Annotated in this window: 9 protein-coding genes; all 9 read right to left on the bottom strand. The window is 61.7% G+C overall.

Going from position 1 to position 12,451, the window contains the following annotated elements:
• Complete coding sequence (locus JNL55_RS15935) at positions 1–1,068, bottom strand: FecR family protein (protein ID WP_293855410.1); 1,068 nt, start codon at positions 1,066–1,068, stop codon at positions 1–3.
• Between the two features lie 29 nt (positions 1,069–1,097).
• Positions 1,098–1,685, bottom strand: a complete 588-nt coding sequence (locus JNL55_RS15930; protein ID WP_293855405.1) for an RNA polymerase sigma factor — start codon at positions 1,683–1,685, stop codon at positions 1,098–1,100.
• A 167-nt stretch (positions 1,686–1,852) separates the two neighbouring features.
• Positions 1,853–3,565 (bottom strand): serine hydrolase domain-containing protein, encoded by a 1,713-nt coding sequence (locus JNL55_RS15925; protein WP_293855402.1) that lies wholly within the window; start codon positions 3,563–3,565, stop codon positions 1,853–1,855.
• A 9-nt stretch (positions 3,566–3,574) separates the two neighbouring features.
• Positions 3,575–5,752, bottom strand: coding sequence for a TonB-dependent siderophore receptor (locus JNL55_RS15920; RefSeq protein ID WP_293855399.1), 2,178 nt, complete (start codon positions 5,750–5,752; stop codon positions 3,575–3,577).
• A gap of 96 nt (positions 5,753–5,848) precedes the next feature.
• Positions 5,849–7,045 (bottom strand): M24 family metallopeptidase, encoded by a 1,197-nt coding sequence (locus JNL55_RS15915; protein WP_293855395.1) that lies wholly within the window; start codon positions 7,043–7,045, stop codon positions 5,849–5,851.
• A 4-nt stretch (positions 7,046–7,049) separates the two neighbouring features.
• Positions 7,050–8,555 (bottom strand): peptide MFS transporter, encoded by a 1,506-nt coding sequence (locus tag JNL55_RS15910; protein ID WP_293855392.1) that lies wholly within the window; start codon positions 8,553–8,555, stop codon positions 7,050–7,052.
• 63 nt (positions 8,556–8,618) lie between these two features.
• Positions 8,619–11,015 carry a TonB-dependent siderophore receptor gene (locus JNL55_RS15905; protein WP_293855389.1) on the bottom strand — a complete coding sequence of 799 codons (2,397 nt, stop codon included), beginning with the start codon at positions 11,013–11,015 and terminating at the stop codon, positions 8,619–8,621.
• Between the two features lie 17 nt (positions 11,016–11,032).
• On the bottom strand, positions 11,033–12,127 hold the full coding sequence (locus JNL55_RS15900) for a FecR family protein (RefSeq protein ID WP_293855386.1): 1,095 nt from the start codon (positions 12,125–12,127) through the stop codon (positions 11,033–11,035).
• Positions 12,124–12,451: sigma-70 family RNA polymerase sigma factor (locus tag JNL55_RS15895; RefSeq protein ID WP_293855383.1), on the bottom strand; the 328-nt coding region annotated here is incomplete at its 5' end. The genes JNL55_RS15895 and JNL55_RS15900, both read right to left, overlap by 4 nt.

Below are 12,451 nucleotides of genomic sequence, written 5' to 3'. Positions count from 1 at the left end.
CTATTGTTGAAGGGTGCTCGCGGTGGTTCGCGAGCGAATGGTCAAGTGATCGCCCTGCCGCTCGACCGCGACCGCGGCAACTTCGGGCAACGCCACGATCCACTCGGCGATTCGATCTTTATAGATGGCACCGCTGAACTGCATCGCCGCTGCGTCACTGCTGACTTCAATCTTCAGATCGGTGTAGCGACCGACGTCCGCGAGCACATAACGAAGCGGCTCGTTGTGATACATCAACCAGCCTTCGCGCCAGCGCACCGAAGCCGCCGGATCGACTTGCTTCAACTCTTCTTCGGCGATGGGCGCGAGCAACGGCACCGCTCGATAGGTCAGCTCCTGTCCACGCGTCACGTTCTTCGAGTGCGCACTCGCTGTCACCATGCCTTCGGTAGCAGCACTGCCCGCGTCGTTGCCGACCACGCGCACAGTGCCTTCCGTCACCGTGACAGTGACTCGATTCTCGATGGCCTGCACATTGAATGCGGTACCGACCGCGCTGATCACACCCTGCATGGCATGCACATTGAAGGTGCGCGTGGGATCCTTGGCCACGGAGAAGAACGCTTCGCCTGCGTCCAGACGGATGTCGCGAGCGGTCGATGAGAAATTGACCGTCAAGCGAGACGCTCCGCCGAGCGTGATGTGCGAACCATCGGCGAGCTGCAGCTCTCTGTGCTCGCCGGTCCGCGTAGCGAACGTTCCTTCGGAATAGGATCCCGGGAAGAAGCGAGCCCACAACGTCAGCAGCGCCAACACCGAGAGCAGGACTGCAGCGGCAGCCGCGAAATAGTGGCGGCGGTGTGTCGAGACAACCGGCCGCTGCTTGCGCGCCTTCCACTCGGACACCGACATGGAGTCGTCGTAGTCCTCTTCGCCCTCGTCCGCGGGCTGAGCCACCACCGAAGCATTGGTTCCGTGCCAGATGCGAGCAATCTGCTCGAAAGCTTGCTTGTTGTCCGGCGAGGCCTCCAGCCAACGCAACCAATCCTGGAGCCGTTCGGGCGGCAAATCCTGGTTGGACTGGATGGTGACGAACCATTCCGACGCTTCGCGCGCGGCCGCAGCCATACCCATATCTTTCCGACTCTGTGATTCCTTCACGGCACGCGCTCCTGATCTCCCGAATCCGACTCGACCCGTTCGCGCAAATACTCCAGCGCGCGTGCCACATGCCGCCACACCGACCGAGGCTGAATCTGCAAGCGTTCCGCCACCTCTTCGCAACTCAAACCTTCGAGCCTCATCAATAAGAAGGCCTCACGACAGGTCTTGGGTAGCTCGCTCAAGCCTAGACGCAGGCGTCGCATGGCCTGCACCCCGCCTAGATGACGCTCCGGCGAGATCTCGAAGATGGCGAAATCGACGCTGGCGGAGGACACCAGAAAGTTGCGCCGGGTCCGCTGCCGTAAGCGATCCACCGCCAGATTGGCGGCGGTCTTGAATAGGAATGCCCGCAGATGGCTGACAGCCTGCCGCTCATCCAGGCTCAACAGCCGGACGTAGGCTTCCTGGGCAATCTCGCCCGCCTCCTGGCTGGAGCCCACCTTGGCCGCAATGAACCGCAGCAAGGCATCGTTGTGCTCCTTGAACAGGCGGTCCAGCTCGGCACTCGCCGTGTCAGGCTCCTCGGCCGCCGGGGTCGGCGGGTCGATGGGGACGGGCGGTGAGTCCAGTCGGGAGGGCATGACAGTAAGACGAACAAGGTCGGCAAAACTGACCCAGCCTGACGGCTGATCAGCAAAAAAGCGCCGAATCGGTGGGAAGACACCATCATTGGCCAGAACCGGCCAATGATGGCTTTATCGCCGATGGTGTCACTGCCGGGCAACAGGGGGAAGCCCGCCGCCCCCGCTCAGCGATTCGCTGGCGAGTCGTCGACTCGACGCATCGGCAGATCCTTGAGGCCGCCGTAGCAATCGATACGAATCGAACTCACTCGCCCCTGCGAGTCGCGATCCAACAGCACAGCGTGCAACACCGCGCTGTCGGTTTCGAAACGCTCCGGCGTCACTGCATACAGTTCAGTGGGCTGGTCCATCCATATCGTGCTCGCCAACAGCCGCCGGCCATCGAACGTGATCTCGACGGTGCTGTCGACCTCGTCGCTGAAATAGCGCCCGGCGATCTGCGTCATTTCCTCAGCCGACCACTGCGTCGTAACGACGCGCTCGAAGTACTTCATCGGCCGGTCATCGATGTAGGCCTCCAGGCCGACGATCTTGCCGGCGCGCTCACGCAACCGGTAGGAACGCCATTGCGGGTAGGAACCATCGAAGCGCCCATTCTTTCGGAAACGGACCGGCACCGGCTCGCCGCCCCGCTCCTGCAGAAACAACTGCCCGTTCCGATACACCAGCGACAACATCATGTCGTTTGGATTCATGTAGTCACCCGCAGCCGCGCGCAGGAAGGAGTCCTTCACTCGCGCTTCCGCAAATCCAGCGGCCTGCTCGCGGGCGGCACGCCGGCTGCCGTCAGGATCGAAATATGCAGCGACGACGCGATCCATATAACTGTATTTGCCATCGTCCGTGTTCATCAGCAACGCCACCGAGAAATCTCGCTCGGGAAAGTGTGCGAACAACAAGCCGAACCGAGCGATGGTGCCGCTGTGATGTACCGAACGTTCGCCGGCGAACTCCCACGGCGTCAGTCCCATGCCGTAGTTGAATTGGGTGCCGTCCTTCAACAGACCCCAGGTGGTCATTTGTTGAAAGATCTCAGCGTCGCCAGCGCGCGGACGCGCCATGTTCACTGCCCACTTGAGCAGATCCCCGATGGTGGTCTGCACGCCGGTCGGCCCGAGATAGCTGTAGCTATCGAGGAAGCGGCGCCAGGGTCCGTTCTCGCCCGCTCTTTCATAAGAGTAAGCGCGATGCGCAATCAGCTCGCCAGTATCGTCATAGAACAGCGAGTGAGTCATGCCGAGCGGCTCGAAGATGCGCTCTTGTGCAAACTGCCGCAGCGATTTTCCTGAAGCCGCACGCACGATTTCGGCCAACAGAATGTAGCCAGTGTTGCAATACTCGAACTGCGTCCCCGGCTCGAAGTTGAGCGCACGCTGACGCTTCACCAGGTTCAGCACCTGTTGTTGGCTGGTCGGGCTGCGTTCGTCGTGACCGGCCAGCTCCAACAATCGGAACTGCTCACGCAGGCCGCTGGTGTGCTGTAACAGATGGCGCGTAGTGATCTTCCAGCCGTAGTCGGGCATGTACGGCAGATACTCGCGAATGTCCGCTTCCAGATTCACCTTGCCATCGCGCGCCAACAGCAACACGGCATAGGCCGTGAACTGCTTCGACACGCTCGCAATGTCGAACATGGTCTGCTGCGTGATTGGAGTTTCATTCTCCAGATCCGCTGATCCATAGGTGCGGACGTATTCGACTGCGCCATTGCGGACGATGCCGAGGGCCGCGCCGGGACTGCCTGGACGGTCAAACTTCTCGAAGATGGCATCGACGGCGCGATGGCGAGCGTCAGCGGCCTCTGATTCCGCCGACGCCAGCGACACGCCGGCATGCAGGGCCAGCTGCAAAACCAACAGACAACGCATCAATTTCATGGGTTGTCCTCAGAAAGTCAGCTTGACGCCGCCGACCACACGGCGCGGCTCGCCAGGTTGCACACGCGTTCCAAAGCCTGCCGAGTCGAAGTAATAAACCTCATCGAGCAGGTTCTGGGCGGCCAGATACAACTCCCAGGGCTTGCCCTGCGGCTGATAGAACAACCGCAGATCGACAGTGGTGTACTGATCCACCTTATCGAGCGAGGTCTGCGGGAAATCGCCGAAGCCGAGCGCTTTGATGCCGGCCTTGTGCGTCACTCCCAGGCCTGCGCCGAAGTCACGCAGCGCGCCTTCTTGCACTTGGTAAGTTGAGAACAGCGAGACTGCACGGCGTGCAGTGTTCGGTGCCTGCAGCCCCACATAATCGCCCTCGGTGAACTCCGCATCGAGCGCCGTGGCCGACAGGTTCACGCTCCAGCCCGGAAGGATCTCGCCGGAGACCTCCACTTCCACACCGCGGCTGCGTTGCTCGCCCAGGGGGATATAGAAACCGGCGTTGGCCGGGTCGCCGGTGCTGAGCCCACCCCGGGTCATGTCGAAATAGACCAGCGAGTACGCCACGCGCGAATTCAACCACGTACCTTTCAGGCCACCCTCGATCTGTTCGCCGGTCTCGGGACCGATGTTCGCGCCGTTGGCCAGCATTTCCGCCTGCGGCAGGAAGGTCTCGCCATAGTTCACATAGACATTCAGATCGTTGGTGATTGCGTAGACCAGTCCGACCTGCGGCACCACTTGCGAACTGCCCATGCCGGTATCGACGGTATCGATCCCGAACATTTCGGAGCGAAAGCCGTTGCGCAACTTGCTGTCATCCCAGCGCAGGCCGAGCAGCACCGACAATGGATCGGTGATCTGCAAGCGCATCTGCGCAGTGACACCGAGATTACGCTGCCACTCCGAGATCGTGCCGATGAAACTATCCGCATTGACCGGCGCGAACGGGTTCAGCGGCTCCGGCATCACGAGCTGATAGTTGGGCGCGTAGATGTTGAAAGGCGCGCCGCTGGTGAGCGGAAAATTACTGCGAAAGTCGAAGGTGTAGTCACGCGTGTAGCGATCCACGCTAATGAAGAACGAATGCTGGCGCGAGAACGCCTCGAAGTTGCCGGACAGTGTGGCCTCGATGGAATTCAAGCCGAGACGTTCATCGGACGCGCCGCTGGAAAGATCGGTGCTACCGTCGGGCTGCACCGGGAAATATCCGGCGGTCGCCTCGACGCTGCGGTTACGCGAACGGTTGTATTGAGTGTTCACGCCGGCCTTCCAGCCGTTGGGCAACGTATGAGTGAGCGTCGCGCCGGCCCAGTGAAACTCACGTTCGAAATGATTCCAATCCTGGCCGAAGAAGAACGAGCGCGGCACGTTGGGCAGTTGACCCTCGGACGTCATCGGCTGGCCGCGATAGGACACGAGGTTCTCCGCCAGCAGCGACGACTGCACCAGCACTGTCGTATCCGGCGAGAAATCGTAAGCGAGCGAAGGCGAAATCACCCGCTTGTCGGAGCTGACCACATCGATGAACGAACCGCTGTCCTCCAACGCGCCGGTCACGCGATAACGCAGCCGGGCGTCTTCGGTCAGCGGACCGGTGGAGTCGAACTCGCCGCGATAATAATCCCAGTCGCCGCCCTCGAGTTTGATTCCCTGCCGGGCTTCCGCCAGCGGCTTCTTCGCCACCAGATTGACGGTACCGGCGAGACTCGCCTGCCCATACATCGAGGACACCGGCCCTTTGACGATTTCCATGCGTTCGATGTTCGAGAAATCGGGCATGCCCCGCGACAACAGCCGGAAACCATCCATCAGCACACCGGCGGTGAAATCCACTTCGAAACCGCGGAACACCAGGTCCAAGGTGCGGGCATGGCGGCTGCGGCCGCCTGAAGTCACCGACGCATCCAGGCGCGAAATATCTTCCAGCTCGCGCAGGCCGGCGAGTTCGATCAGATCGGCGGAGATCACGCGCACACTCTGCGGCGTATCTTTCAACGGAATATCGAAGCCAGTCGCCGAGGAAGCGAGATCGATACCGCGCAGGTCCTTGCCTTGCACGACGATCTCTTCGAGTTCCTCCGCTGTCGGTTGAGTCTGCGCTGCCTGCGCCAACCCGACGCTCGCGGCTAACGGCAGCACCAGCAATTGCCAGCGCTGCTTCTTATATGGACGGCATGGGCGTTTCATCGTCGGCCTCCCGATCACGGGATCGTCGAATGCGATCCTCTTGATACTTAGGATGCCGCTGCCGAGGGTTTCCTCATTTTCTGTTTGGTAGCGAACTCACGCCGGCTTCACCATCAAGGCGCGAGGAAAGTCCGCCAATATCTCCGGCATGGCGTCGGTGATCCGCACGGTCTCGCTCACTTCGAAACCCCAGCGATCCATCCACATGCCCAAGATGATGTGGAATGTCATGTTCGGCTGCATCACCGTGGCGTCGCCCGACTGCAGGCTGGCGGCTCGATCGATCCAGGACGCGAGCGGATAGCCGATGCCGATGGAATAGCCGATGCGAGATTCCTTCTGCAGGCCGGCGCGCTTCAAGATTTCATTCCAATGATCGGCAACCTCGCCGCAGGTCGTGCCGGCACGCATGCGTTCGAGCACCCCGCTCATGCCGGCTAGCGTCACGTCGGCGCAATAGCTCAGCTCCGACGGCGGCGAGCCGAGAAAGAAGCTTCGTGACAGCCCGGCGTGATAGGCGTAACGACAACCGCCCAACTCGATGCTGGTCAGTTGCTGCGAGCGAAACGGCGCTTCGGTCCAAGCCAGATGCGGCGCGGAGGTACGCTCACCGCTCGGCATGGAGAATGCGCCCTGCATGGTCAGATGACCGGCGTATTCTTCGGTGCCTCCGATCAAGGCCGCCATGATTCGGGCGGCCGCGTCACACTCGCGCACGCCAGGTTCGATGATGTCGAACGCAACTTGCATGGCCCGCTGCGATATGCGCGCCGCCTGTCTCATATAGACGATTTCAGCGTCGGACTTGATCAAGCGAACATGATTCACGAGAAGCTCGGCATCGACAAAGCGAGCACGCGGCAAGAGGTGTCGCAATCGATCCAGCGCGCGCGGCGTCAGCGGAGCGGTATCCATCTCGACGCCGATGCGCAGCTCCGCCCAGCCACGTTCACGAAACAGCTCCGCCACGAATTCCATCGCGTGCTTGTCGTGTACACCGATGTAACTTTCCGGATAGCCGATCAGATTCTGTTCCTGCATGAACGCCGTATAGCGAGCACAAGCCACATCCATCTTGCGCCCCACCCATAACGGCTCCTCGCCGTGCAGATCCAGGATCGCCATCTGCGGGATGTAGTAGGAAGCCGCGTCATAGCCGGTCAGATAGTTGATATTCGACGGGTCGCAGACCAGCAGGACGTCGATGCCGGCGTGCGCCATGCGCTCTCTGACCAATGCGATGCGCCGCTGGAACTCGGTGTTGGAGAATGCGACGGGTGGGCGAGTATTCATGACTTCAGGCTGCTCGTTCGATCAATGCTGAGGAAGGAAGGTCTTGCTCGGGTGTCGCATGCATCAACCGCCGCAGCCGCGGCGTTACCAGCCACGCCACGCAGCCGAGAATCGATACGCACACACCGAGAGTAAGAAGAAATCTGCGGAAGCCGCAGACCTGCGCCCACGCACCGATATAACCGGTGAGCGAAGTGCCGATGCCGATGGTGATGTACCACCCGCCCACCAAGAGCGCGGACAGAGACGCCGGCGCGAGCTTGCTGGCGAGTGAAATTTGATTGGGCCATACCAACATGTCCGCCGCACCGAACAGCACGAACGCCGCGAGCATCCACCACCACGAAATGCGCGCTGTATCGTCAGCAGCAGGAGCAACTAGTCCCATCAGCAGATACGCAGCGCCGATGACCAGCAGTCCCCAGGCGAGCTTGACGGTGGCATCCGGGTCGCGACCCCGTCGTGCCAACGCACCCCACAACCGCACACCAAGCGGAGTGATCGCAATGAACGCTACGGTGGGCAGCACTGACATCCAGCTGACCGGAATCTGCCAAGCTCCGATGCCGCGATCCACCGACTGCTGGCTGAACAACAATAACGAACCGCCGACTTGATAGAACGTCGCGGCGTACATCACAGTGAACGCACCTTGGCACAGCAACACCTTCATCCGGTCGCGCTCGCATCGATTCAAGCCGCGCAACGCCTGCCAGACGGCCGTGCGCTCCGGCTGAAGGCCCAGCGTTCCGAGCAGTTCGTGCTGCTTGCAGCGGTAGATCGCAAGTCCGCCCGCCATGCCGATGCCTGCCGAGCCGAAACCCCAATGCCACGACACGCGCTCGCCAAGAAAGCCCGCGATCAGAACGCCGGCCGTGCAGCCCAAATAGATGGCGACGAAGAACATGGCGAACGCATCGTCGCGGCGCCGGTCGCCGGGCGAATAGAAACGCCCAACGATGGATGAAATCGTCGGCTTCAGCAGCGCGGTACCGGCGATGATCAGCAGCAGGCCCACGGCAAACGACCAGGCGATGCCGAGATACACCCAGTTCACGGTCGATGCGCTCGCATGCATGGACTCGGCGGCGCCCCGTAGCGCTCGCAGTTCATCGGCACTTGGTAGCAACGAGCCGAGCGGCACGCCCGCGCTGACCCACAACGACTGATAGTCGACACCCGTGAAGTGCTGCCCCAGCCAGGGAATGCAGCCGGTGCCGGCGAGACAAGCGTGACCCGCGACGATCAACGCACCGCCGACCGAGATACAGCGACGCTCGCCCCAGAAACTCGCCGCGATCCAACCGCCCAGCACCGGACCCGCGAACGCCAAACCACCATACAAACCGTACAGCTTGATGGCTGCACCGACTTCCCAGCCGAAACCGCCCGCGGCCAGCGGCGAACTCAGATACAGCGTGAGCAGCGCCAGCAGCCCCCAGTAGCTGAAACGTTCCCAGAACTCGACCAGCGCGACCAGGAACACCCCGCGAGGATAATCACGCAGCATACGAAACTGACAAGGTTGACTCTCCCATCGACAAGGCTTCGAGGACGGCGGCAAAGCCGAACGTTAGAAGTTGAATTTCACGCCGCCGTAGATGCGCCGTGGCTCGGCGGGTTGTATCCGGGTCCCCAATCCCCCGGAATCGAAGTAATACACCTCGTCCAGCAGATTCTGAGCGCTCGCGTACACCTCCCAGCGCTCGCTCTCGGCTTGATAAAACAAGCGCAAATCCACCACGGTGTACTCGCTGACTTGGTCGAGCCGGGTTTGCGGAAAGGCGCCGAAGCCGAGCGCGGCGATGCCCGACTTGTGAGTGACGCCGACGCCAATGCCGACGTTGCGCCACCAACCGTCCTGCACTTGATACGTCGAGAACAACGAGAGCGCTCGGCGCGGCGTGTTCGCAGCCTGCAGTCCCTCGTACACACCCTGCACGAACTTCGCATCGAGCCAGGCTGCCGAGGCATACACGTCCCAGCCCGGCAGCAGTCGCCCCGACAAGTCGAACTCGATGCCGGTACTGCGTTGTTCGCCGAGCCGAACGCTATAGCCGGGATGCTCCGGGTCTTCGGCTGCCAAGCCGTCGCGAGTCATGTCGAAGTACGCCAGTGAGTAGCCGATCCGCGAAGCCAGCCACTGACCTTTGATGCCCGCTTCGAATTGCTCGCCGCGCTCCGGTCCGACGTTGTCGCCGTCGAATTGACGGCCCGGCTGCGGCAGAAATGTTTCGCCGTAGTTCACATACGCGTTCACGCCGGGAGTGAGCTCATACACGACACCGACTTGCGGAACGAACTGCCGGCTGCCCAAGCCCGTGTCGATACCATCGGTGCGTAGCCTGCTATCGTCGACTCGCATGCCCATCAGCAGCGACAGTCGAGCAGCAGCCTGCAGTTTTGTTTGTACCGTGACGCCGGTGTTCTGCTGACGATTCGACAAGCCATAGAGATAACTGTCGGCGTTCACCGGCACCCTCGGATCGCTCGGCTCCGGGGGCAGCAATTCATAGTCAGGCGAGAAAATATTGAACTGCTCGCCATTGGGTGCGGGAAAGTTGCTGCGCGCTCGGAAACCGTAGTTCCAGGAGTAACGATCCACCCCGATGAAAACACTATGCTCGCGCGACCAAGCGTGGAACGTTCCCGAGAGCGTGGCCTGCATGGAGCGCATGGCGAAATCTTCGAGATAGGCGCCGCTCGACAGCGTGGTGGTGCCGTCCGGGAGCGTCGGAAAGTATCCAGCATGCGCGGCGACGCCCTGATTACGCGCCCGGTTGTATTGAGCGTTCAAACCGAGCTGCCAGCCGTTGGCCAACTGATGCGTGAGCACGCCATTCAACCAGTGCATGCGACGCTCGAAACGATTCCAATCCTGGCCGAAAAAAAACCCGCGAGGCACGTCCACCAGGCGACCGTCGCTGGTCACTGGCTGCCCGCGATACGACGTGAGCGACTCCTCCAGTAACGAGGACTGCACCAGCAATGTGGTGCGCTCGGTGAAGTCATAAGCAAATGCCGGCGCAATCACCTGCTTGTCGGATTCCACCCGATCGATAAACGAACCGCGGTTCTCCACTGCGCCGGTGGCGCGATAACGCAAGCGCTCGCTGCCGAACGCCGGTCCGGTGCTGTCGAAATCCACGCGACCATAGTCCCAATCGCCGCCTTCCAGCTTCACCGAGTGCCGGGCCTGCGCCAGCGGTTTCTTCGAGATCAGATTCACGGTGCCGGCGAGACTCGCCTGGCCATACATCGAGGACACCGGCCCCTTCACGACTTCCATGCGCTCGACATTGGAAAAATCCGGCATGCCGCGCGATAGCAGCCGGAAACCGTCCATCAAGATGCCGTTGGTGAAGTCGACCTCGAAGCCACGGATCACCAGCTCGAGCGTTCGATCGCGACGGCTCTGGCCACCGGAGGTGACCGACGCGTCCAGCCGCGAGATATCTTCGACTTCGTTCAAACCGACCAGCTCGATCAGGTCCGCCGAGATGACCTTCACGCTCTGTGGCGTGTCGCGCAGCGAGACTGTCAGCCCGGTGGCGGAGGACGCGACATCAACGCCTCGCAGATCCTTGCCGCGAACGATCACCTCTTCGAGCTGCTCCGGTTCCGGCTCGTCGCTCGACGATACGCGCGCCGGCGCTGGAGCTTGCGAAATCGTTCGCGCGCCACCGACGACGAACGTTCGCTGATTGACCTGACGTACGCGCAAGCCAGAGGCGCCGATCATCTGTTTCAGGGCATTGCTGGGATCGAAGTCACCTTTGACGGCCACCGATTGCTTGCCGCGTACCTGTTCCATGTCGAACAGAACTTCTTTGTCGGCCTGCGCTGCGAAGGCCTCCAGCGCCAGCCCCAGATCTTGCGCCGGCACGTCCAGACGCACCGACTGCGCCTGCGCAGCGCTCATCGCCACCAGCGATGTCAGTAACAGTACTGCCAGGAGTTGCGCGCGCACGGCTGGCAGTAACTTTCTCAAGGCGAGCGCGAACGCAGTTCTTGAAGATGCGGCCCGCGCTGCTCGACTTGCAGGTTGTAGAAGCCGACCACGGCGGCTACGAAATTCTCCGGATGCGCCGTTGCAAAGACACCGCTGACCGGCAAGCGCGCGATGGCTGGGTCGGCCACGGTGATTTGCTGATCGCTGTAGCGATTGAATTCCGCGACCGCCTCTTCCAGCGCATCGCCTCGAAACACCAGTCGACCCTGCCGCCAACTCGTAGCCCTTTCAACGTCCGCCACGCTGACAGTGACGTCCTGTCGCCAACCCGCAAGCAATTGCTCGCCGCTTTCCAGATCGTGTCGCGCCAACATCGGCACGAGTCGAGCCAGCCCCTGCCGCGTCAACGGTTCGACCTTCACCCGTCCTTGCAATAGCACCACTCGCGCCCCTTCGGGCTGCAGTCGGATATCGAACTGCGTACCAAGCGCTGTTACGTTGACCGGCCCCACCGCCACGACGAACGGACGCTGGGGGTCATGCGCCACGTCGAACAACGCCTGGCCGCTGAGCAGCCGCAAGCTGCGTCGCTCGGCGGTCAAGCTGACCTCGACGCGACTGGCCGTGTTCAGCGTCACGAGCGAACCGTCGGTCAACTTGATGGCTCGCGTTTGTCCCTTTTGGGTTTCGTAAATCTCGTTGCGCACCGGCGACTGCGTGGTCGCCGTCACCTCCGTTGCCGGAGCAACGGAGTGCGAAGCTGACATCTCGCCGCCCGGCGCACGCCACATGAAAGCGACGACGAGCACCGCTGCCAGGACCAGCGCGGCAATGCCGGCGGGCAAGTTTCCAAGCAGCAATGGTCCACGCGGGCGTTGTGACAAAGCCTCCTCCCGCATTCTCATGATGCCGGGAGTCGTGGCCGCGCCTTTGACTTCCTCGAGCGTCGCCTCGATCTCGCCGATCCACGCTTCGTTGTCCGGCTGCTCGCGCCAGCGTTGCAAGGCCGCCGCTTCCTCGCTTCGCAAAAGTCCCAACTCGCGACGCGCCAGCCACCGTGCCGCCTTCGCTTGCGCCGATTCGTTAGCATCGGCTGCCGTCTCCGCACAGCGTTTGCGCCAGAACATCATTGCTGTCGTTCCTTGAGGTAGAGCATCGCCCGCATCATGTCCTTCTCGACGGTGCTCACCGAAACTCCCAGGCGGCGGGCGATCTCGACACCCGTCATGTCTTCGAATCGATTGAGAATGAAGACCGCGCGCACGCGCGCCGGCAGTTCCTGCAAGGCCTGTTCAATCCGAGCCCAGGTCTCGCGGGCTGTGTAGATGCGCTCGGCGGAAAAGTCCTCATCGCCTTCCAGCAGTCCCGCACTCAGATACGCGGCGCCGGCCACACTATGCCGCGTTGATCGGCGCCCGCGCTCGCGGAGCAAATTGGCGGCAGTCTGAAACACA

Origin of the sequence: Steroidobacter sp., assembly GCF_016790065.1 — a bacterium.
Classification (GTDB): Bacteria; Pseudomonadota; Gammaproteobacteria; order Steroidobacterales; family Steroidobacteraceae; genus Steroidobacter.
The sequence above is the reverse complement of the archived record's forward strand: the minus strand, read 5'-3'. Positions and strand labels throughout refer to the sequence as shown.